Annotated in this window: 31 protein-coding genes; 20 read left to right on the plus strand and 11 right to left on the minus strand. The window is 33.8% G+C overall.

Going from position 1 to position 22,293, the window contains the following annotated elements; genetic code table 11:
• The first annotated feature begins 55 nt into the window (after window positions 1-55).
• Window positions 56-1,042, plus strand: coding sequence for an LPXTG cell wall anchor domain-containing protein (locus BHU61_RS06915; RefSeq protein ID WP_170122490.1), 987 nt, complete (start codon window positions 56-58; stop codon window positions 1,040-1,042).
• Window positions 1,043-1,089: 47 nt separating this feature from the next.
• On the opposite strand, the gene BHU61_RS06920 is transcribed toward BHU61_RS06915, so the two are convergent.
• A complete protein-coding gene (locus tag BHU61_RS06920) occupies window positions 1,090-2,784 on the minus strand; it encodes a M3 family oligoendopeptidase (protein ID WP_111715665.1) in 1,695 nt (564 codons plus the stop codon).
• Window positions 2,785-2,915: 131 nt separating this feature from the next.
• On the opposite strand from BHU61_RS06920, the gene BHU61_RS06925 reads away from it, so the two are divergent.
• Window positions 2,916-4,358 carry a phosphate--AMP phosphotransferase gene (locus BHU61_RS06925; protein ID WP_111715667.1) on the plus strand — a complete coding sequence of 481 codons (1,443 nt, stop codon included), beginning with the start codon at window positions 2,916-2,918 and terminating at the stop codon, window positions 4,356-4,358.
• Window positions 4,359-4,475: 117 nt separating this feature from the next.
• Here the strand turns inward: BHU61_RS06925 and mroQ are convergent, their stop codons facing one another.
• Window positions 4,476-5,243, minus strand: a complete 768-nt coding sequence (mroQ, locus tag BHU61_RS06930) for an intramembrane glutamic endopeptidase MroQ (RefSeq protein WP_111715668.1) — start codon at window positions 5,241-5,243, stop codon at window positions 4,476-4,478.
• Window positions 5,244-5,458: 215 nt separating this feature from the next.
• Here mroQ and groES point away from each other — a divergent pair, with 215 nt between their 5' ends.
• Window positions 5,459-5,746 (plus strand): co-chaperone GroES, encoded by a 288-nt coding sequence (gene groES, locus BHU61_RS06935; protein WP_111715670.1) that lies wholly within the window; start codon window positions 5,459-5,461, stop codon window positions 5,744-5,746.
• Between the two features lie 53 nt (window positions 5,747-5,799).
• Complete coding sequence (gene groL, locus BHU61_RS06940; RefSeq protein ID WP_111715671.1) at window positions 5,800-7,419, plus strand: chaperonin GroEL; 1,620 nt, start codon at window positions 5,800-5,802, stop codon at window positions 7,417-7,419.
• 234 nt (window positions 7,420-7,653) lie between these two features.
• Here the strand turns inward: groL and BHU61_RS06945 are convergent, their stop codons facing one another.
• The gene (locus tag BHU61_RS06945) at window positions 7,654-8,268 is read right to left on the minus strand and encodes a LysE/ArgO family amino acid transporter (protein WP_111715673.1); all 615 of its coding nucleotides are present in this window, start codon (window positions 8,266-8,268) and stop codon (window positions 7,654-7,656) included.
• Between the two features lie 91 nt (window positions 8,269-8,359).
• Between BHU61_RS06945 and BHU61_RS06950 the strand changes: the two genes are divergently transcribed.
• A complete protein-coding gene (locus tag BHU61_RS06950) occupies window positions 8,360-9,787 on the plus strand; it encodes an aminotransferase-like domain-containing protein (protein WP_111715674.1) in 1,428 nt (475 codons plus the stop codon).
• A gap of 219 nt (window positions 9,788-10,006) precedes the next feature.
• Here BHU61_RS06950 and BHU61_RS06955 read toward each other — a convergent pair whose 3' ends face one another.
• Window positions 10,007-10,915 (minus strand): permease, encoded by a 909-nt coding sequence (locus tag BHU61_RS06955; RefSeq protein WP_111715676.1) that lies wholly within the window; start codon window positions 10,913-10,915, stop codon window positions 10,007-10,009.
• On the minus strand, window positions 10,912-11,367 hold the full coding sequence (locus tag BHU61_RS06960) for a MarR family winged helix-turn-helix transcriptional regulator (protein WP_111715677.1): 456 nt from the start codon (window positions 11,365-11,367) through the stop codon (window positions 10,912-10,914). Before BHU61_RS06960 ends, BHU61_RS06955 begins: the two co-directional genes overlap by 4 nt.
• Window positions 11,368-11,488: 121 nt before the next feature.
• Here BHU61_RS06960 and BHU61_RS06965 point away from each other — a divergent pair, with 121 nt between their 5' ends.
• Both BHU61_RS06965 and BHU61_RS06970 read left to right on the plus strand, forming a co-directional pair.
• Window positions 11,489-11,866 (plus strand): NUDIX hydrolase, encoded by a 378-nt coding sequence (locus tag BHU61_RS06965; RefSeq protein WP_111715679.1) that lies wholly within the window; start codon window positions 11,489-11,491, stop codon window positions 11,864-11,866.
• Window positions 11,867-11,885: 19 nt separating this feature from the next.
• Window positions 11,886-12,380 (plus strand): hypothetical protein, encoded by a 495-nt coding sequence (locus BHU61_RS06970; RefSeq protein ID WP_111715681.1) that lies wholly within the window; start codon window positions 11,886-11,888, stop codon window positions 12,378-12,380.
• A gap of 179 nt (window positions 12,381-12,559) precedes the next feature.
• Here BHU61_RS06970 and BHU61_RS06975 read toward each other — a convergent pair whose 3' ends face one another.
• The gene (locus BHU61_RS06975; protein ID WP_111715682.1) at window positions 12,560-13,102 is read right to left on the minus strand and encodes a hypothetical protein; all 543 of its coding nucleotides are present in this window, start codon (window positions 13,100-13,102) and stop codon (window positions 12,560-12,562) included.
• Between the two features lie 6 nt (window positions 13,103-13,108).
• The gene (locus BHU61_RS06980) at window positions 13,109-13,477 is read right to left on the minus strand and encodes a hypothetical protein (protein WP_111715684.1); all 369 of its coding nucleotides are present in this window, start codon (window positions 13,475-13,477) and stop codon (window positions 13,109-13,111) included.
• A gap of 95 nt (window positions 13,478-13,572) precedes the next feature.
• Between BHU61_RS06980 and BHU61_RS06985 the strand changes: the two genes are divergently transcribed.
• Complete coding sequence (locus BHU61_RS06985) at window positions 13,573-14,331, plus strand: hypothetical protein (RefSeq protein ID WP_111715686.1); 759 nt, start codon at window positions 13,573-13,575, stop codon at window positions 14,329-14,331.
• A gap of 235 nt (window positions 14,332-14,566) precedes the next feature.
• On the opposite strand, the gene BHU61_RS13395 is transcribed toward BHU61_RS06985, so the two are convergent.
• From BHU61_RS13395 to BHU61_RS06995, 3 genes are all read right to left on the minus strand, one after another.
• Entirely contained in the window at window positions 14,567-14,737 is a 171-nt protein-coding gene (locus BHU61_RS13395; RefSeq protein ID WP_170122491.1) for a hypothetical protein, read from the minus strand.
• 332 nt (window positions 14,738-15,069) lie between these two features.
• Window positions 15,070-15,372 (minus strand): hypothetical protein, encoded by a 303-nt coding sequence (locus tag BHU61_RS06990; protein ID WP_111715687.1) that lies wholly within the window; start codon window positions 15,370-15,372, stop codon window positions 15,070-15,072.
• Between the two features lie 2 nt (window positions 15,373-15,374).
• On the minus strand, window positions 15,375-15,605 hold the full coding sequence (locus BHU61_RS06995) for a helix-turn-helix transcriptional regulator (RefSeq protein ID WP_379883808.1): 231 nt from the start codon (window positions 15,603-15,605) through the stop codon (window positions 15,375-15,377).
• 337 nt (window positions 15,606-15,942) lie between these two features.
• Between BHU61_RS06995 and BHU61_RS07000 the strand changes: the two genes are divergently transcribed.
• The 5 genes from BHU61_RS07000 to BHU61_RS13675 all read left to right on the plus strand — a co-directional run bounded on the left by BHU61_RS07000 (window position 15,943) and on the right by BHU61_RS13675 (window position 17,542).
• Window positions 15,943-16,449, plus strand: a complete 507-nt coding sequence (locus tag BHU61_RS07000) for a GNAT family N-acetyltransferase (RefSeq protein ID WP_111715691.1) — start codon at window positions 15,943-15,945, stop codon at window positions 16,447-16,449.
• A gap of 22 nt (window positions 16,450-16,471) precedes the next feature.
• The gene (locus tag BHU61_RS07005; protein WP_170122492.1) at window positions 16,472-16,825 is read left to right on the plus strand and encodes a TIGR04104 family putative zinc finger protein; all 354 of its coding nucleotides are present in this window, start codon (window positions 16,472-16,474) and stop codon (window positions 16,823-16,825) included.
• A complete protein-coding gene (locus BHU61_RS07010) occupies window positions 16,822-17,088 on the plus strand; it encodes a hypothetical protein (RefSeq protein ID WP_111715694.1) in 267 nt (88 codons plus the stop codon). Before BHU61_RS07005 ends, BHU61_RS07010 begins: the two co-directional genes overlap by 4 nt.
• A 105-nt stretch (window positions 17,089-17,193) precedes the next feature.
• The gene (locus BHU61_RS07015) at window positions 17,194-17,397 is read left to right on the plus strand and encodes a helix-turn-helix transcriptional regulator (RefSeq protein ID WP_111715695.1); all 204 of its coding nucleotides are present in this window, start codon (window positions 17,194-17,196) and stop codon (window positions 17,395-17,397) included.
• 19 nt (window positions 17,398-17,416) lie between these two features.
• Complete coding sequence (locus BHU61_RS13675) at window positions 17,417-17,542, plus strand: hypothetical protein (protein ID WP_275439899.1); 126 nt, start codon at window positions 17,417-17,419, stop codon at window positions 17,540-17,542.
• A 153-nt stretch (window positions 17,543-17,695) separates the two neighbouring features.
• Here BHU61_RS13675 and BHU61_RS07020 read toward each other — a convergent pair whose 3' ends face one another.
• Window positions 17,696-18,361 (minus strand): MIP/aquaporin family protein, encoded by a 666-nt coding sequence (locus BHU61_RS07020; protein WP_111715697.1) that lies wholly within the window; start codon window positions 18,359-18,361, stop codon window positions 17,696-17,698.
• 138 nt (window positions 18,362-18,499) lie between these two features.
• Here BHU61_RS07020 and BHU61_RS07025 point away from each other — a divergent pair, with 138 nt between their 5' ends.
• From BHU61_RS07025 to BHU61_RS07055, 7 genes are all read left to right on the plus strand, one after another.
• A complete protein-coding gene (locus tag BHU61_RS07025; protein WP_199798215.1) occupies window positions 18,500-18,646 on the plus strand; it encodes a hypothetical protein in 147 nt (48 codons plus the stop codon).
• Window positions 18,647-18,693: 47 nt separating this feature from the next.
• Window positions 18,694-18,993 (plus strand): SWIM zinc finger family protein, encoded by a 300-nt coding sequence (locus BHU61_RS07030; RefSeq protein WP_111715698.1) that lies wholly within the window; start codon window positions 18,694-18,696, stop codon window positions 18,991-18,993.
• A 170-nt stretch (window positions 18,994-19,163) separates the two neighbouring features.
• Complete coding sequence (locus BHU61_RS07035) at window positions 19,164-19,700, plus strand: hypothetical protein (RefSeq protein ID WP_111715700.1); 537 nt, start codon at window positions 19,164-19,166, stop codon at window positions 19,698-19,700.
• 77 nt (window positions 19,701-19,777) lie between these two features.
• Window positions 19,778-20,197: a hypothetical protein gene (locus tag BHU61_RS07040; protein WP_111715702.1), complete on the plus strand. Its 420-nt coding sequence runs from the start codon at window positions 19,778-19,780 to the stop codon at window positions 20,195-20,197.
• An 11-nt stretch (window positions 20,198-20,208) separates the two neighbouring features.
• Entirely contained in the window at window positions 20,209-20,634 is a 426-nt protein-coding gene (locus BHU61_RS07045; RefSeq protein ID WP_170122493.1) for a DUF4825 domain-containing protein, read from the plus strand.
• Between the two features lie 169 nt (window positions 20,635-20,803).
• Window positions 20,804-21,766, plus strand: coding sequence for a hypothetical protein (locus BHU61_RS07050; RefSeq protein ID WP_111715705.1), 963 nt, complete (start codon window positions 20,804-20,806; stop codon window positions 21,764-21,766).
• Window positions 21,756-22,271 carry a DUF805 domain-containing protein gene (locus BHU61_RS07055; RefSeq protein ID WP_111715706.1) on the plus strand — a complete coding sequence of 172 codons (516 nt, stop codon included), beginning with the start codon at window positions 21,756-21,758 and terminating at the stop codon, window positions 22,269-22,271. The genes BHU61_RS07050 and BHU61_RS07055 overlap by 11 nt, the downstream gene beginning before the upstream one ends.
• Window positions 22,272-22,293: the final 22 nt, after the last annotated feature.

The raw sequence follows: 22,293 nt of genomic DNA on the forward strand, positions 1-22,293 counted from the left end.
AATAATAAATATGTGCTTTATAATGAACGTAATTGGAAATTTGGAGGAATGTATAATGCGTAAACTAAAGCTACATTCGTTTGCTATAACGACAGCTGCTCTAACGTTAAGTCTAAATGCATTAGACATTAACTCAGCAGAAGCTAATGAAATCACACATAAACCAGCAAGTACTGTTGAAATCGTATCAACTGAAATGAATCAATCTACGAATGATACACCAACTATAGAGCGTCCTACGACAGAAGCAAGAACGACTGAAACACCGACAACGGAGAAAAAGTCTACTGAAAAGACGATTGTTACATCTCAAACGAATGATAAAGTAACTGAAAAGCCGGCAAAAGAACCAGCTAAGACGACGAGCACTTCAACAAATCCTGCTACGAATAATCAGGCTGTCAAACCAAGTGTAAAGCCACCAGTTACGACTGAAAGGCCGACTACTGAGCAACCTGTACAAGTACCAGCTCCAGCCCCTGTTACAAAACCAACAGAGCCTGTGACAACTGAAAGACCGAATGTTCCAACAGATCATAATAATATTGGAACTAACCCTTCAACACCGGGTACACCATCAAATCCAGGGATACCAAGTACAGGAGGCGGGGACGATAAACCAGTACCACCAGCACCAAAGCCACCTGTCGATGGGAATAAAGATGAAGACAAACATGAGCACACAGATAAACCCGGTAAATTCACGCCAGCTAAAGGAGAAGCATACTATACAGCACTAGACAAACATGTTGGGGAACTTGTGACGACAAAGATTGAAAAGTCTAAAGATATAGATGATGCACCACAGACAGAAGATGTACATGCAACAGATAAGAAAGAGAAGAAGGCTTCAACTAAATCTAATACTTCAAAAAAGACAAAATCGACTAAAGATAAACAAAAAGATTCAGACAAAGAGAAACAGCCGAAAAAAGAAAAAGACCAGATAAAAGTCCTACCTGAAACAGGTGAAGTAACTTCTTTATTTGGATATATCGCAGCACTTCTATTAGCAGGTTCAGTTTTAGTGAGAAAGAAATAATTACAAAAAATACGCTTAAGCTTATAGCCTAAGCGTATTTTTACGTATTAAAATTTAGAAGTATCAATCTGATCTAGATAGTTCTCAAGGAAAATCATCACATCTTTCAATGTACCATCTTTAAATGGTGATTTTAAGTGCGCAGCTTCTACAATTTTATTGAATGGCAGAGATCCACCAATATCACAAATATGCAGATAGTTTTTCCACGCATTTTCAAAATCTTCACTAGAGCGTTTAAAGAATTGGAAGGCACATACTTGAGCTAAAGTGTAATCGATATAATAGAATGGAGATTCGAATATATGTCCTTGTCTATGCCATAATGCACCATCGATAAGCGGCGCAATACCATCATAATCTTTATGTGGTAAGTATTTTGTTTCTAGAGATTGCCATGCTTCTCGTCGTTCTTTCGGTGTCATTTCTGGATTGCCATAGACGATATGCTGGAACTCGTCCACTGCAACACCGTAAGGAAGGAACTGAATCGCATCTCCGATATGTTTATATTTAAATTTATCCGCATTATTAAAGAATAAATCCATCCATTTGTAAGTGAAGAACTCCATGCTCATTGAATGAATTTCACATGATTCATGTGTTGGCCATAAATAATCAGGCACACTGAGTTCGCGAGAGCGATATACCTGGAAGGCATGTCCAGCTTCATGTGTTAATACCGTGATATCATGGTCTGTGCCGTTAAAGTTAGAGAAAATGAACGGTGATTTGTAATCATCGATAAATGTACAATAACCACCTGCCTGTTTACCTTTTTTCGCTTCCACATCAAAGAGTTCACGCTCCATCATAAACTGATAGAACTCATCTGTTTCAGGACTTAATTCACGATACATCTTACGACCATTTTCTAAAATCGTCTGAGCATCATCTTTTGGAGACTCATTACCATCTGTAAATAAAATCGGTTCATCATAAACTTTTAAACGCTCAACGCCGATACGTTCAGCTTGTGCCTGATATAATTTTTGTGCAAGTGGCACAACATGCGTTTTAATTTGCTCGCGATAGTTTTGTACCATATCAGGTGTATAATCTACACGACGCATACGCACGTAACCAAGCTCGATGAAGTTGTCAAAACCTAGTTTCACTGCGATTTCGTGACGCACTTTAACTAAGCGGTCATAAATATCATCATATTGGTTCATTAACCCAGCACGATAATTTTGCACAGCAAGTGTCGCAGACTTACGTTCTTCACGGTCGCTAGACTCAAGGAATTTACCCATTTGAGCAAAAGTATACGTTTCACCTTTATATTCAATTTCAGCTGAAGCCACAAGTTTAGAGTATTCAGAAGCAATCTTATTTTCTTTATTTAATAGATCTTTAATAGATTCGTCGAACTGTTTCACATAAAGTTCAGCTAAATCAAAAAGTTGCTCCCCATAAACAGACTTCAATTCCTCTTTGAACTGACTTCTGTTTAAAGCATTGTAATAAAGTGATTCGAAATAGACGATTTCACCGTTGTTATCATCGAAGAAATCACGTTCTTTTTCGTAGAATTCATCTTTAGTATTAATTGATGCACGGACATAAGCCAGATTAAACATTGAATCAATCTTGTTACGTAAAGCGTTAATCTTATCAATCACTTGAATCTGTTCTTCTACAGATTGTGCCTGATCAAAGTCAGTGTATAACTGCAAAAATTGTTTCTTTGCATCTGCTAAATCGGGTCTCACATATTTGTAGTCATTGAAAGTAGTCATTAAAATGCTCCTTATCTATGTATTATCTAATTTTTCTTACTATTCTTATAATACTCTAAACATACAGAATAAGGAATATATTTATTATTGTTCAGATGGTATAATTAATGTATGAGATTAGGGGGATGAATATGACAAAGGTAGATGAAGCTTTAGCACTCAAAACAGCAGAACTTGTAAGACAGACACATGAAGCGGGAATCCCGGTAATGGTAGTCTTTGAAGGTATTCCGGCATCAGGGAAATCAAGATTATCTAACGAATTATTATTAACACTTGATGCAAAGTATACTAACTTCTATGCGACGCAACGCCCAGACAGTGAGTTATTACGTTATCCGTTCTTATATCCTTACTGGAAGAATATTCCGAATAAAGGTGGCGTAACATTATTCTTCAGAAGCTGGTATGCACAGAAGTTAGATTATGAAATCCATGAACTGAAAAAAGACATTATTAAAGACTATGATTTATTAATGCAGGAAATAGTGGGCTTTGAATCGATGCTTAAAGAAGATGGCTATGAAATTATTAAATTCTATTTATCAGTCAATGAGCAGAAGAGACTTGAACATATTCAGCAAACAAAGAAAAATCCTTTAACTCGATGGAAAGCACAGGAATATGAAACAGGCATTCCGACGAAAGATTATCAGGAAGGTATGATCGATTTAATGAAGGCGACTGAGGAGATTTCACCTTGGACACATATCGATTATACAGAACGTGGTAAAGCAGCGAATGAAATGTACGAAACGATTATTAAACGTTTAGAGAAAGCTTTAAAAGAGAAAAAGAAAAAGACAGAACATCGTAAAGTAGACGGAGCATTCACTGAAGACTTCTCAACAGATATGTTTGACGATACTTCAGATGATATGTCAAAAGCGGAATATAAAGAACTATTACCGAAATTACAGAACAGAATTCGTGAATTACAATATGCATTATATCAAGAGAAAATACCGATGATGCTTGTATATGAAGGTATGGATGCAGCAGGTAAAGGCGGTAATATTAAACGCGTACGTGAAAGTCTTGATCCGACAGGTTATGAAGTGAACGCGATTAGTGCACCGACTGAAACGGAGCTGAGTTATCATTATTTATGGCGCTTTGCAACAGACGTACCACGAACTGGTCATATCGAAATATTTGATAGAAGCTGGTATGGCCGTGTATTAGTAGAGCGTGTTGAAGGATTTGCATCTACTGATGAATGGCAACGTGCGTATGATGAAATTAATAAATTTGAACGTGCTTTAACAATTGAAGGATCAATCGTTATTAAATTCTTCTTAGTATTAGATAAAGATGAACAGTTAAAGCGTTTTGAAGAACGTCAGGTTACACCTGAGAAGCAGTGGAAGATTACCGATGAAGACTGGCGCAATCGTGAGAAGTGGGATCTATATCTTGAAGCGAGTAAGGATATGATTGATAAAACATCAACGGACGATGCACCATGGGTAATTATACCTGCGAATAATAAACGTGCAGCACGTATTAAAGCGCTGAAGACAATTATAACAGCTTGTGAAGAGCGTCTATGGGGCGTTAAGAAATTGTGGTAATAATAGTTTTAGTGAGTGGTCGAAATAATAGATATTTCGACCACTCACATACTTTTTGAAATAAAAAACAACACCGAGTGGTCGAATTATTACGTAATCCGACCACTCGGTGTTTCTTTATAGATTAAAATATGATTTTATAATTGGAGTAATCAATTGTGTCGTTTGCTTTAATTGTTCCTGTGCTTCCTGTACTTTGTCTGCAAACACGACCTGCATGATTACAACAAAAGCATTCATCGACATATGCGCGGCAATCGGTACAATGATACGATTCGTTAAAACATATAAACTACTGAACACTAACGACATCCCCATATAGATTAATGTATGGTCGAAGTCATTGTGGGCTGCTGAGAAGATAAATCCGCTAATTAATAAAGCAATGGTAAAAGCAAGCCAGCGAGGACCTTTAATCACTTCATATAGTTCACCGAAAATGACTTTTCTAAAGACGAATTCCTCTAGAATTGGACCAACAATAGCAATCAATATAATAAATACTGGTGCAGCTTTAGCGATATCCATAATGTTTTTAGTATTCTGACTTTCCAGTGGCTGATGTAAAATATAGGTATTAATCATACCGAAGATCATCTGAGCAAACAGTGAGATAAAGAATCCACCGACAATCCAGCCGATTGTAGCCAATGTATCAGACTTTGGAAGACGTTCTAACTTTGTTTTATTTTTAATACGTGTGTTGATAAATATAACTAAAATAGAAGCAACAATAAAAGAAGCTACATAATAAGGTATAGATTTTAAGAATGCATCTGACTCGCTTAAACCTTGTTTCATAAAATAAATATTAGGAATTAAGACGAAAAACTGTGAGCCGATGTAAATTAAGACAGTAAGCACGTTGATCCATATACGTTTCATGTAAATTTTAATTCTCCTTCAAATTTGAATACTTCATACATTGTACAATAAATTGGTAGTAATAAAAACTCAATCGAATTGATAAAAAATAATATAAAAAATCAAATTAAAATATTTGCATTCTTGACCTTCTTTGATTATTATAAAATTATGTTAGCACTTAAGCATATAGAGTGCTAGAAAATATGAATTTATTTTTCAAGGAGGAAATTATCGTGATAAAACCATACGGAAATCGTGTTGTAATCGAAAAAACTGAAAGAGAACAAACTACTGCAAGTGGAATCGTCTTAACTGATTCTGCAAAAGAAAAGTCAAACGAAGGTACAGTCATTGCAGTTGGCACAGGCCGTATCCTTGAGAATGGTGAAAAAATTGATATCCAGGTAGCTGTAGGTGACCGTGTAGTTTATGAACCATTCGGTGGTACTGAAGTGAAAGCTGGGGACGAGAAGTACATCGTATTAAAAGAAGAAGATATCATCGCGATTATCGAAGAATAATCAAATTATAATAAATACATTCTATAATATAAAATCAATGGAGGAATTTGATAATGGTTAAAGAAATTAAGTTTTCTGAAGATGCAAGACGCTCAATGCTTGCAGGTGTAGATAAATTAGCTGACGCAGTTAAAGTTACTTTAGGGCCAAAAGGTCGTAACGTAGTTTTAGATAAAAAGTTTGTAGCACCTTTAATTACAAATGATGGTGTAACAATCGCAAAAGAAATTGAATTAGAAGACCCATACGAAAACATGGGTGCAAAATTAGTCGCTGAAGTTGCTAACAAAACAAACGAAATCGCTGGTGACGGTACTACTACAGCAACAGTACTTGCACAAGCAATGATTCAAGAAGGATTAAAGAACGTTACAAGTGGTGCAAACCCTGTAGGAATCCGCCAAGGTATTGATAAAGCGGTAGCAGTTGCGTTAGAAGAATTAGCAGCAATTTCAAAAGAAGTATCAAGCAAAGAAGAAATTGCACAAGTTGGAGCAATTTCAGCAGCTGACGAAGAAATCGGTCAATTCATCTCTGAAGCGATGGAGAAAGTTGGTAATGACGGCGTTATCACAATCGAAGAATCTAAAGGATTCAAAACAGAATTAGAAGTAGTAGAAGGTATGCAATTCGATCGTGGATATGCTTCTCCTTATATGGTGACAGATTCTGATAAGATGATCGCTGATTTAGAAAATCCATACATCTTAATTACAGATAAGAAGATTTCTTCATTCCAGGATATCTTACCATTATTAGAACAAATCGTTCAAACATCACGTCCAATCTTAATCGTAGCTGAAGACGTTGATGGCGATGCATTAACAAACATCGTATTAAACAGATTACGTGGTACATTCACTGCAGTTGCTGTGAAAGCACCAGGATTTGGTGACCGTCGTAAAGCAATGTTAGAAGATTTAGCAATCCTTACAGGTGGTCAAGTAATTACTGACGACTTAGGATTAGACTTAAAAGATGCAACAGTTGATATGTTAGGTAATGCAGCGAAAGTTCACGTTACTAAAGACGATACAACAATCGTTGAAGGACGCGGCGATGCATCAAATATCGACGCACGTGTAGGACAATTAAAAGCACAAATCGAAGAAACAACATCTGAATTTGATAAAGAGAAATTACAAGAACGCTTAGCGAAATTAGCAGGTGGCGTTGCAGTGATTAAAGTTGGTGCTGCAACTGAAACAGAATTAAAAGAACGTAAATTACGTATTGAAGATGCATTAAACTCAACACGTGCAGCAGTTGAAGAAGGTATCGTTGCAGGTGGTGGTACAGCACTTGTATCAATCTACAATAAAGTCGCAGCAATTGAAGTAACAGGTGATGTTGCAACAGGTGTTAAAATTGTATTAAAAGCATTAGAAGCACCAATTCGTCAAATTGCTGAGAATGCAGGACTTGAAGGATCTGTAATTGTAGAAAAAATTAAACATGCAGAAACAGGCGTAGGATATAATGCGGCAACGGATGAGTGGGTAAACATGATTGACGTAGGTATCGTTGACCCTACTAAAGTAACACGTTCAGCATTACAAAATGCAGCATCAGTAGCAGCAATGTTCTTAACGACTGAGGCAGTAGTAGCAGAAATGCCGGAAGAAAACCCAGCACCAGACATGGGAATGGGCGGCATGCCAGGAATGATGTAATAACTTTTATAGCACCATTCGTCGATTCATTTGAATTGATGGATGGTGTTTTTTGGTGGAGTGAAGTATTGGATGATGATGAAGGTGTTAATGTGAAGTGGCTTGTAAATAAAAAACACGAGCCAAGATGCCCCTAAAATCAGAGTAAAGTTAATCAAGTTGACTCATAAAATAAAAACATGAGCCAAGTAAATCTTATTTTTAGTTTCACTTAATCATTTCGTGTATCTTTAATTAAGATATCTCGATAATATTTTTCGCTATCAGAACTGCTACAGCAATAATTATGATGCTCGACACTTTATTAAGTATTAAGATGAATTTTCCTTCTTGATCGATGTTTCCGACAAGCTTTCCTATTAGACCTAGCGATATAAACCATATCCATGAAACAGAGATGGTTGTTAGAGTGAATGCTATTTTTTCAGCATGTTCGTACATTGCAGCATTTGTACCAATCACACCTATCGTATCCATGATGGCATGAGGATTTAATAAAGATACTGAAAGTGCAAAGCTAATTTGTTTCTTTGCAGACATGGGTGGACTATCAGCATTAGTACTTGGTGATTCATGCCATAGTGACCATGCCATATAAAGTAAGAATATGAAACCTATAGCATAGATAATGAGTTGAAGCGTTGGATATTGATTTAATAATAATGAAACACCAAAGACTGCAAGTAAGATGAGTAAAGTATCACAAAGCCCCGCTGTAACGATGACAGGTATGATTTTTTTAAAGCGTTTATGGTTTGCACCTTGATTGAAGACAAACACATTCTGTGCCCCGAGTGGCAATATTAATCCGAATGCGAGTAAGAATCCGTGTAAAATCGATTGTATCAATTGAATCTCCTCCTTTATGATAGTATAAAGAAAAAGTCATACGTTTAAATCCACCAGATAAAAATAATAGGTCAACCAGGAGAAATTAAATATGAAAAAGCCGAAATATCAAGAAATTATTGATGATCTTATAAAGTCAATCAATGACGGCATCTTAGAAGCGGGTATGAAATTACCGTCTCAACGGGTATTAGCAGAGAAGTATGAAGTCAATAGAACAACAATAATTCATGTACTAGAAATATTAAAGAGTAAAGGTATTCTAGAAAGTAAAGAAAGAAAAGGAATCTATGTAGCAGATAATCAATGGAATACATATATTCAAAATAATATAAGCTGGCAAAGTTACATCGGTAATAACGCATCGAAAAATAATCAATATTATATTCAAGAAATCAACCGTTGTGAGTTTATTGAAGGTATACAGAGACTTGGTACAGGAGAACTATCACCTCGTCTAATCCCGAATGAAATTCTGAAAAATATTATTACTGAAGATAATCGAAATCATTTAACAACAAATTACGAAGAACCTAAAGGTAATATTCATTTGAGAAATCAAATTAAAGAATTTATGAGCAAACGTGGTATTGAATGTAATATTGAAGAAATATGTGTTACGTCTGGAGCATTACAAGGGTTGAAACTAATATCAGATGGCTTATTGACGCCACAATCAAAAATACTCGTTGAAACACCTTCATATATTAACTCGATTAGAACGTGGCATGCTATACAGTCGAAACTAATTGTCTTACCAATTGAATATATAAAAAATAATATTAATGCAATATTTAAAGAAGACGAAGATTATACCAACAGCATTTTGTACTGTAACCCGACATTACATAACCCGACATCGAATACATATACAGTAATTGAGAAAAATAAATTACTCGAACAAAGCAAAGAAAAAGGGATTCCGATTGTGGAAGATGATATATATAGCGAATTATGGTTTGGTAATGACATTCCAAAATCTCTAAAACAATTAGATAAGAATAACAATGTCATCTATATAGGCAGCCTGTCTAAAACAGTCAGTCCAGGATTAAGGATAGGATGGATTATCGGGAATGAAAATGTAATTGAGCATTTAGCAGATTTGAAAATGCAGAATGATTATGGTGCAAGTTCTGTTTCTCAATTTATAGCTGCTAGATGGTTAGAGTCATATCATGAAGCGCATATTGATAGTTTGAAAACGGCACTACTTAAACGAAAAAATATAATGTGTGAAGTACTATATAAGCACTTTTCTGACATTGGATACTGGGATGAACCACAAGGGTCATTTTATATATGGTTTAAGTTTAGAAAGAAAATTAATATGAAGAAGCTATTTCAACTCGCTTTAGATGAAAATATTTTGATTAACCCAGGAGAAATCTATTCTAATTCAGATAAAGATAAAATAAGATTTTCATATTCTTATATCGATGAAGAAATGATAGAACCTAGTATAAAGCGACTAAGAGAAATCATTGACCGTGAGAGGTTGATGGAATATCATAAATGACAATAATCTATTATGAAGCACGGTGTTATTGATGGTGTAGATCAAAATATTAATTTATGGAAAGACTATTATAAAGCATCCCCGAAAAACGGGGATAGCTTTATTTTTTATCTTTTTGATTTTCATTTTTCTTATCGTCTAAATTAACAACTTTTATATTACAGCATTTACTATCTTTCTTCTTAAATAAATCTTTAATCTTCAAAACTGTCACCTCGCTTATTTAAAATTTAATAATAAAAACAAATATCCTGAGAAAGTAGCCATAATAAATACAGAAACAACAAATGCAATGACAAGTCTATTATGAAATATGCTCTTTAGCATTATCACTTCAGGTAAACTTGCACCGGCACCACCAATTAATAATGCCATCATTGGAGATAGAGGAAACCCTCCTGCTAATAGTGCGTTAGTAATTGGAAGCATCGTTGATAGCCTTATATACAAAGGAACACCGATGATTGCCGCAATGGGTATTACAATCCACTGGTTATAGTCACCTAAAGCTGTGAGAAGTGAAGTAGGTACAGCTTCTTTTATAATTGCACCGATTAAAGCCCCAACAATGATGTATGTGAATACAGATTTCATTAAATTTAACGTGTCAATAAATGCGACTTTGATATTAAGTGGAATATTCGTACGTCTTGAGGCATCTTCATGTAATTCAACGCCTTCAACAATTACGTTTTTTACGTATTTACTAAATTTGAGTTTGTCCAATACATATCCAATTAACATCGAGAATAAAAATGTCACAATCCCGTAAATTGCTGTCACTTTAAAACCATAAATATAATACATTAGACCAAGTATCCATGGATCAAGTAAAGGTGAAGAGAACAAGTATGTCATAACGATCTGAAAAGGAATTTTTCTATTAATCATCGTCACAAGCAATGGTATCGTAGAACATGAACAAAATGGGGTGATAAATCCTAATAGTGCACCCGCAAAATTGCCCAATAACATATTGCGATCAGTCATAACTTTCTCCAGCTTACTAAATGGAATAAACGGTTCAAAGAAACTGATGATAATCGAAATAATGAAGAATAATATAAGTAAATTTAGAGACAATGATAAGAATGATCCAAAAATGTCTTTTAATAATTCTATGTTCATTGACATTCATCCTTATTGCATTGTTTATTGTTTACAAGTTGAATGGTTTCATCAAGTTTGTTCATGTAATAGAACAATGAATCTGTTTCTTCAGGTGTAAAATGCGATAAAATTTGTTCTGCATAATCGTTCATCTCTTTATTAATATCGTTAAAGTTATCGAGACCATTAGTTGTTAATGATAATGTTACAGAGCGTCTGTCGTGAGTTTCGGTTTGTCTATCGACCAGTCCCTTTTCAACAAGAGACTGAACTGCACGACTGATACTAGCTTTCTCGGATGAAAGATTTTTAGCTACTTCATTTAGTGAAAGATTAGGGTTTTCACCGAGTTCAATCAATATATGACTCTGAAGGATGGGTAAACCACAACAGCTGATGCCGTCTTTTTCTATCTCAACTAATCCTCTGCTAACCGCACGACTTAATTTTCTAAACTGATGATTATTCATAAGATCAACCTCCTGAATCAAGAATAAAATAATTAGTTGATAATGTCAACTATTGATATAAACAATTTTATTTCCACTTTTCAATTATGATATAATTTTAAAAAAATAGGAGGCGAGTAAGATGCATTACACATGCGCAAATTTAGTACATATGAAAGACGGGAAGTTGCTGCTCGTTAAAGTAAGAGAGAATGAGCATTACTATTTACCAGGAGGGAAAATTGAAACAGGCGAAGATGACCGTACTTCATTAGAAAGAGAGTTGCGAGAAGAGTTGAGTTTACAACTTGATAAAGAAAACATGCTGTACTTATATACCGTAATTGGTCCAGCATATCCGGATACAGATAAAACAGTGGAATTACGTTGTTATCGTTATGCTGATGATATTGGGGAGATTCAGAAGAATAGCGAAATTGCTGATGTGAAGTATATAGATATTAATGAAAAAGAAAAAATTGCACCTGCAGTGATCAAGTTGATTGAAGAGTACTTATAAAATATTTCGGAGGGACATCATGACTTATGAAGAAATGTTCAAACGTTATAACAAGATGAGACGGTTATCTAATGATAGAGACAATATTGAAGCACTGCTGAAACAATATAAGGCGTATGAAATACCAGTTCGTTCAATTCATCAAGATGATTATCGCAATGATGAAGAAGTTGACCCGCAGTATATTTATAAACTATTTCATATTAGCGATAAACATGCACTTAATAAAATCATAGATGCTGGATATAAAAATAAAGGAGAAGATACATACTCTAAAGAATCTGAACTTTCTTATCGTTCGCTCATCGGAAGACATAATTCTGGCAGAGGGGTATCTATCGTATTAGAATCAAAAGATGGAAAAAAGGTATCAAATTTTAAAGTTTATGGACAAGCTCAGAAATTAAGTGAATTGTTACTTTGCTACATTCCTTTTGAAGCGATGACGGAAGATATTCAAAGTTCTGATTTTCAATATTTTTTGGATTGTTTAGATGGAAATGGCTTTTTATAAAATAAAGGTGTCGAACTATGAAAAAGTCCGCCACCTAGGTCAAGTGGATGAGGTCAATAATAGCTGTAGGTGTCGAACTATGAAAAAGTCCGCCACCTAGGCCAAGTGGATGAGGTCAATAATAGCTGTAGGTGTCGAACTATGAAAAAGTCCGCCATCTACACTCCCAATCTACATTACTATTCCTTCACTGTCACCACGCCATTTTTAATATGCACGGTATCGCCACTTTCGATGCGATCGTATATTTCTTTCGACACGACATATAATCGTTCTCTTCCATTTCGCTTAACGCTTATCGTATATGCTTTACGGTTACCGAGTTGTTGTCTGATTAAAGCTTGCTGTCTTTGCACGTTTGAAGAATGTCCGTACATAGCACCGTAAAATATTTGATTGTTTACAAACTGATTATGTGCCGTCTGGTACTTCAATGGATGTGTCATTTTGTTGCGTACAGGTGGTGTAAGTGTTACCGCATTTGCTTTTGCACGCTGTAAGTTTTGTGATGAATTCATACGTGACGTATTATTCATTCGACTCATAGTATTGATACGTGATGCGTTTACTGCAGCACTCGATGTAGTAGATGATCGTGCTGAACTACTCGAACTGGTACTTGATGAGCTCGAACTTGACGAACTTTGTGTACCGCCAGCATCAGTTGTTTCTGGTATCATAAGTAGCAATAATAATATTCCGCATATTTTTAAAGTTTTCATATTGATCTACTCCACAACAGATTTCTTCTCGACTTTAGCATCAAATTCACCTTCATTATCAAAGATGATATATGGCTGCCTGAAAATATGAACATCATTTTTCTTAATTAATATATATGGTTTAGCACTTTCATCTTTAAGAATGTGCTCTGTAACATTTTCTGTATCAAATCGTTCAGACTTTAACTTCTTATTATCCTTATATCCTACTTCCATAGACATCTTGCTTTCATTACCATTGTTCAATACTTCAGCATATACGAGATCATATTTCTTAACATCTTTATCAGTTGCGTCAGGCGCTTCATTCTCTTTGGCATTCCCGCAAGCTGCAAGCATTACAGTGCACAACATCATTAAACATAGTTTTTTCATGGTACGTCTCCTTTTTACTATTTTATTCCAATAATGTCATGGTATCATTAATGTAAGCGAAATAAAAGTTAAGATATAGTAAAGTAGGTGAGTATTTGGTACACCAACAATTCAAAAAAATTATCACAATTATGTTCATAATATTTTTCCTGTTTATATTATGGGCGGTATTAGAGTATGTTTATAATCATAAGTTAAATGCCTTATTTATAGGATTATCAAGCATTATATATTTGATTATTGCTATCATCTATATAAAAAAATACAAGCATTCCACGATTGAACATAAAGCAATCGTTACGGATGATATTGTAAAATACAAAAAATTTGTAATAACAAGTGAAGTGTCTTTCAATCAACAATTATTAATCTATAGTGAAGACGGTAAGTTTTTAGGTAGATGTAAATCATTGAATACAATTAAATCATTTATAATAACAACTTTTATTAGTAATAAAGGACTAGTGCCAGGTGAATACGTATTAATAGATGCAGAACAAAATGAAATATTGCGAGCTTATGTGAAAGGATTCCTACATCCTAAAGTAAAGATAATCGTTCAGAATAAGGAAATTGCAGTAATTAAACAGAAGTTATTTAATGCAGCGATGAGTTTCGTTTATGAAATAAATACTAATGATGAAAAACATGTAATTAAGTCAGAAGTATTGACCAATGACCTTTACTTAGAAGATGTCTTTAAAATAAGTGAGACAAAAGTACCATTGCAGCATACTGAGAAATTTCAAGAGGTTGCGATGAACACTTATGAAATTTTTCATGATCTAAATAGTGATAAAGGTAAAATAGGATTAATAACGATGTGTATTCATAAAATATTAACAGGAAGATAGAAGGGTTTTATGTAAGCAATACTATCATATAATCAAACCTCAGGATCTTATCAAGAGTAAATTACAAAAGAATCATTTAAATCAATACTTTCACTTTGAATACATGTATTTGAAGTGAAAGGTAATTATTTCAAAAATAGTAAAACCTGTATCTTAAATTACTTAATAGTAACATAAGATACAGGCTGATTTTTATTCATTGCTATTTAACTAAAGCACCCGTTAGTGAAAATATTTATCGGTTTTTGCCACAACCTTCTTTCTTTGATTCTTTGCCTGAAAACACTATACCAAATATACTGCCCGTTCCTATTCCAAAAGCCACCGAAACACCTATATTATCAAATATCAACAATCCAATAACTGTCATTATCATGATAAATACAATACTTTTACTTGTATTCATTACTAAAATCACTCCTTTTCATTTTATATCCTAAACCAACGTAAATTCCCTTGAAATCATCAAATTCAATGTGGGAAAGCAACTTTACGTTAAACCACATCAGTAAAAATTACGATTAGGAAAGTTCTTTTTGAACTTTTTGACGATAGGCTTCATCACTAAGTAATTTTGGCTCGAAGGAATTTAAATTATGACTGAGTAGAATCTGTTGCCAAATGTTCAAATCATTTGTGAGAAGAACTATTTCTATTTTATTGCCATTATAATCTTCTGCATACATTGCATCATTTAGGATGAATGCTGGCGATTCACCTTTTCCACATTTATCTGTGTTAATATCTTCTTTTTAATACCGTTAGGATACTAGCATGAAGAATCATTAAACCTGTAATTAAAAACCAAATGGCTAATTTATATGTTTCATAGTCCAGATGACTAATGAACTGATCATATAATTCAATTAAAAACCATCCAAGAGGTATTAACGGAAAAACAAGACCATAAGATTTATTTGAAATACTTTGTCCACGTTCATCTTTATTCTCTTCTCCCATTTCGAATTTTAAAGAAATAAACACTGCAACAAAGAATATTAATACATATACAACACGTAAGATGGCTAGGAAAATATCCATATTTATTTCTCCTCCTCTATTTCATACTGAAAAACATCGTGTAAATCTACACCAAATAGAAGTGCAATATCGAATGCTAACTTCAAGGATGGATTGTATCTATTTTTTTCTAGGGATATAATGGTCTGCCTACTGACATCTAATTTATCAGCGACTTCTCGTTGTGATAAGCCTCTTTCAGCTCTTAATACAACAATTCTATTTTGAATTTTTCTATTGTTATTTAATGGCACCTTCAATCACCTCTTATACTATGATGGTAAAATATTTATTACTAAAAGTAAAGTATTTTTTACTTTTAGTAATAAATATTTTACCATAAATTTTCAAGTTGAACACAGGTAATTGATTTTAAGATTAGAATGTTAATAAACAACTAATCATAAAATTGAAGTAAAACTATTTCATGCTTTAGAATAGATATAATGGATACGGCTTATTCTCCACTTCTATCCTTTGAACCCTCACACGTTCCCTCCTCTTTAAACACTTTAAGTACTATTATTTATTATACTATGGTTAACTATTTTCACTGAATATATGGTATATTTTTCAAAAAGGGGTGGGGATATGATTAGAGCGTGCACAATAAATGACAAGTCAGCTTTACAGGAAATCGCTTATCAGACTTTCAATGAAACGTTCAGAGCACAAAATAAAAAAGAGAACATCGACAATTATTTAAAAACAGCTTTTACAGACGAAAAAATAGAACGAGAACTTTTAAATCCTGAATCGTTCTTTTATTTTATATATTTTGGCCAGCAACTTGCGGGTTATTTAAAGTTAAATATTAAAGGCTCTCAGACAGAAGCGTACAACGATGACGATATGGAAATAGAACGAATTTATATTCTAAAACAATTCCAGAAGCACGGGCTAGGAAAACAGTTATATCAGCATGCGCTTACGAAAGCTGCATCATTGTCCTGCAAACGCATTTGGCTAGGTGTATGGGAGAAGAATATTAACGCGATTGAATTTTATAAGAAGATGGGGTTTGAAAAGGTTGATCAACATGCATTTTATATGGGGGATGAAAAACAAATTGATTATATTATGATAAAAAATCTATAAATATAATTAAGGAGGCCGCATGATGAAGTGTGTACACTGTAATTATAAATTCAGTTTCAAGGAACGTATGAAAGCCGGTTGGAAGCCATCGATGAATAATGAAGTAACGTGTCCGCAATGTGGGCAAAAACAATTTATATCTAATAAAAGACTGGCGAAATCTTACGGATTAATGATGTTTTTGGAACTCATTATTATATTACTTGCACCGATGATCAATATACCAGTTCCATTACTTACAATCCTTATGATTGTTGCACTTGCATTGGTGATTGTATTCTTTCCGATGACTTTGAAACTTGTTGCTGAAAAAGATGGATTGCTGGAAGAACAGTTTAGAGAAATGGAGAAAAAACAAAAGGGGAAATCGCTATGACAAAACAATATTATCTTCTTACTACAATTATTATGTTTATTATTAATATCATCGTAATTTCAACGATGGTAATTCTGCAATACATATTAGGTTTTGCAAATGAATATATAGATTATATGCATATTGATGGAGCGTCAGTACATTTATTAAATCACAGTAATATCTTCTTAAGCTATGTCAGCTTTGTACCTATCGTACTTGGTGCAATTTCATTATACACACTTTATGAATACAAAAATTACGATCAAAATAATCCCGCATGACAATGTCATGTGGGATTTATTATAGTCATTTTGACTAATATACTTGTCAAAATGACTATAATAAATTACAATAAAACTGTAAATAATTGAAAGGAGCTGCGCATATTGAAAAATAGGTTAAAAGAGCTACGTGCAAGAGATGGATACAACCAAACCCAGCTTGCCAAACTTGCGCATGTCTCAAGACAAACGATTTCTCTAATAGAACGCGAAGACTTTATGCCATCCATCTTAACTGCAGTACGCATCGCAAGAATATTCAATGAACCAGTAGAGAATGTATTTATATTTGAGGAAGATGAGTTATGAGTAAGAAAAAGGGATACTCATGTTGCTCGGGATATATCAAACACTTACAGGTGAAAATCAGTATTTAGCAATGTTCTCAATTGCTGCAGTACTCATCTATTCAACAGTTGTGTACTATAAGAAGAATGAAGAGTTTAACCGTTAGGATGAACGAGTATGCAACCAGAAAGTTAATGTAGATAGTGTCACAAGCTGAGTCTAGGTCATGACAAAACCAACCAAATTGTCACGACTCCATAAACATTCATACAAACAAATTAAAAAATCCAGCACACATTCACGTGTACTGGATTATTTTTTATGATTCTAAATAGTTATGTGTAACTGCTGCTACTGCTGCACCTACTAATGGAGCTACGATGAAGATCCATAATGTTGATAATGCTTCGCCACCTGTGAATAATGCTGGAGCGATACTTCTTGCAGGGTTTACTGATGTTCCAGTTAACGGAATACCGATTAGATGTACCATCGTTAATGTAAATCCAATTACAAGTACTGCTAAGCTTGGTGCGATAACCTTCGTTTTCGTTACTGATAATACAACGAATACGAATACAAACGTAAGGATTGCTTCAACTAAGAATGCACCCCAGATTGTTAAATCGCCAGGCGCGTTTGCACCGTAAGAGAATGGAATCTCAGTTTTGAATGATTTAAGAATCGCCCAAATTAATGTTGTTGCAAGTAATGCACCGATTGTCTGGAATACCGAATAGATAGCAAAGTCTTTAAGTGATAATCTTTTATCTAAAAACATCGCGAATGAGATTGCAGGGTTTAAGTGTCCACCTGAGATATCGCCGATTGCGTATGCTGCTGCGATTACAGTTAAACCGAATGCAAATGCGATGCCGAATATACCGATGTTGTTGTCTGGGTTAAGTGATGCCATAACAGCAGTCCCTGTCCCAAAGAATACTAATACAAATGTTTCTAACAGTTCTGATAAATACTTTTTCATTGAATTGCTTCCTAAAGCTGATTTGTTGAGCATATAACAAATTACTTGTAAATATAAGTTGAGATTTATCCGGAAGTTTAGAGTTAAAGTGAAACTTGGGTGCAATTTATATAAAAGTTTAAAGTTGAGGTGAAAATTTTGGATAAAATTGTACAACGATCGGAATATATTGAGTTTTTAAGAAGACATCGCGATAAACAAGTGATTAAAGTTGTGTCTGGTGTCAGAAGGGCTGGTAAATCTACGTTATTTAAGTTATTTCAAGATGAATTAATTGCTGACTGAATGCATTTGATTGGTTGTTAGACAAATAAATTAAAAGGAGAAATTGAATGAACTGGAGAAGCTATTTTAAACCAATAATATTAGAACGCGGCAAAATGTATTGTGAGGATGACTTAGTAGAAGTAACATACATTGATAAGACAAGTATTAATACAATAGTATATGGTACAGAAGACTATGAAGTTGAGATAGAAAATATCGATACAGATGATATGACGATGATATGTGATTGTCCTTATGCCCTTAACGATAATTACTGTAAGCATATCGCTGCGAGTATGATGGTATTTGAAGAGTTAGAAGGTACAGTTCAAAAAACAAATAAGAAAAAACAAAATAAAAATTGATCAGAATGTTTTGCTTCAAACACTTACACATGCGAGTGAAGGGGATGTAAAGTCGTTCTTGTTCGAGCTATGTATGGGCTTTTTACATTATCTTTGCTAAATCAAAGTGTAACTTTCCATCTTACATTAATTGTAATACAATAGTATTAATATGGTATTTGAGGTGCATTATGGACAATAAAGATTTCAAGAAAACATTTCGGTATTATGTGAAGAACTTATTTAATTTTAAAGGTGAATTACCATTTCATTTATATAAGAGACTAATGCTTATACCATCGATATGTGCTTTTATGCTTTTTCTGTTATTTCTTATTTATATCTTAAAGGATTTATTTATAGGTTATCCTTATTACGATTTACCTCAGAAAGAAGCAGAACGCTTGGAAGCGATTGATCAGTTTAAAAGATTTAGCTTCATGATTTTTATATTCTTATTTATTTACTTAACAACTTTATCAACAGAAATTAAGCGATTCAGATTTTTAAGAAAGTCTCCTAATGTATATTTAGCGATAGGTTTTATAGGAATCCCGCTAGTTTATGCTTATAGTTACTATTCAAATGTGATTATGCATAGTACGAGTACTATAGGTATCTTATTCATTATCATCATCCCATGGTTTGCAAATTCTAAGAACAAAGTGACCGATCGCGATCAACTTTATAAAGATTATGATTTTGAAGATATTGATCAACTTAAGTAGAGGATGAAATTACTCTATTTCTATATATACAGTAATAAATTCACTGAATAAAATATTAAAAACAAAGGAGAAACCATATGACAAGTAAACTTTGGGTGAATTATCTGTTTTATGTTATTCTAATCGGAATATTAATTTGGGGCTTTTCCAATTCTGACCTGTATAAAGAGCCGTTTTTAGTTGCTTTTATTTGTTTAATAATGGTTGGGACACTATTAGCTATCCCGAGAGAAACAAGATTGAGACAGCTATTAAATACGAACCGACTAGCTGGTCTTGAAAAAAGAGTGTCTCAAAGAAAATATGAATATATGATGATTGGTTTTGTCACGATATGTTGCTTATTACTACATCTATATTATAATGCGAACGATATTCATTCTCCCGGATTAAATGGAATGTCATTTACTATTTTAGGAACAATTATTGGTTCATTTATTAAAGCGTCAGCTGATAAACAGGAAATTAAGGAGATTAAACAAAAGCAATCAAAATAGGAGGTCCTCCCGTGAATAAATTATTAATTGCAATTACAATTCTCTTATTATCCGCTTGTGGTCAGCAGAAAGTTGATAATGTAGATAGTCTTTGGAAGCACAAAACGGAATATGTCGGGGATAATAGCAAGGTGATTAACATATTAAGTGAAGCTGGTGCTAAAGATATTGGTGATTATAAGATAAAGATTGAATCTGATAAAAAGCCGTATGGTTTGAAAGTGAACTATGAGAACGTTAAAGATATGGATCCTGAGCAACTTGAGAAACTAGCAGCAGTAACGATGGGATTAGTGGGTAACCTGGAGCGTATGCAAATTAATGCGGATGGTAAAGATTATGATTACACCATTGATGAAATAAATAAAAAGTTTAATAAGGATGTTAAAGATTTAAGTAAAGATAAACAAAAATTAAAGTCATTTTTAGAGAAATAATAAGAGATGAGTGTATTTTGCGCTCATTTTTTTGATTTATAATGTTAGTTTTTGTAGCAGTTTTTCAAATAGAATAAAAGATGATTACTAACATTTATTGACTTTTTATGACATTTAGTACTAATATGAATTAATGGTAAAAATAACAAATACCTATAGGAGATGGATGATGAAAAAGATATTGTTGGGTATATTAATCGCGATACTTGCCTTAGGTGCTGTACTGGATACGAAAGATTATGTGTTAGGTAATAAGTTTGATGAGACAAAACTGTACGGTGATATGGGTGTTTTAGGGAGTTATGGTGATACTATTAGTGATATGGAAAACAATTTAACGGAAGCAGGTATGGATGTCGCATCCAGATCTTCTCGCATTTATAAATTGCCGAATAATCATTATTATATTCTGCAGATGTTTGAAAGTTTCTATAGAAAGTCTGACTATCTATATACAGGATTGATTGAAATTAAAAATGCCAATGAAACAGAATTAACATATCCTGATAACAAACTAGAATTAATAGAAGTCAATAAAAAATTCGAACAGAAGTCCTGGAAAGTAAATAGTAAGGCAGGGACATTTGATTTTAAAGTTGGGAAGTTTGGCGACGTTTCTGATGACGATAAACAGATGATGGATGACGATGGAAAACATGGTCTAAGCATAGCTTTAACACCGAAGGAAGGTGTCATCACAGTTGGTAGAGATGGTATTTGGTTTGATAATGATAAGCGTAAAATAGGTATGCAAAACGCGATGAAATCATATGCAACTGAAAAAGAAGCGGTGAATGCCGTGAAAAAAGATGATTTCGGAAAACTGATCGGTGTGATGCAAACTAAACAAATGAACTTTTATGTTTATAGAAATCAGATTGATATCTTTAAAGAATATACAATTATCCCTGTAAGTTTGAAAGACAACAAATATACTGCTGGTAAGTATGAACGTTTTACTTATGAAACGGATAGTATTGCGGATATTAAAGCAGAAGAGCAAGTGGATAATGTAAATTATACGTTGAGATTCCAGCAATCGAGTGATAAATTTGAGAAAATAGCGAACCAGTTAAAAGATGGAGATATGCATATCGCTGTAAAGGTAAGAGGTGAAAGTCATGCAAAATAATATGTCGATGAAAGATGCGGTCATTGCTTATTGGACGAAAGGTTTTCAATTTTCTGGACGTGCACGACGTAGAGAATACTGGTTAAATTTATTAGCGACAATCATCATTGAATTGGTAATTGGATTGTTAATTATGATTATCGATGTAATTTCAAGCAATAAAGCACATTTGAGTGAACATTACCGATTTTTCGTAACGACATTATTCCCATATATTAATACGATTCCTGCAATGGCTCAGGCTAGTCGTCGCTTGCAGGATATTAATATTAACGGTAAAATCGCGATTGTGATTATGACGGTTGATGTAGTTCTTAGCTTCATTTTCACACACGTTTATCCTATTTTACCGATTGATTTCACCGATAAGGGTGGGTTGGCACCGATGCTGATGTTGACACTTCTTTTATCACTGCCTTGGTTATTCTTATTTATTTGCAACTTCATCCGTGGTAATCATGGTCCAAATAAATACGGAGAAGATCCGAAACAAACTATATATTAAAAAAAATTCGTAGCCTTTTAAT

The organism is Macrococcus epidermidis, assembly GCF_003259695.1.
Taxonomy (GTDB): Bacteria; Bacillota; Bacilli; order Staphylococcales; family Staphylococcaceae; genus Macrococcoides; species Macrococcoides epidermidis.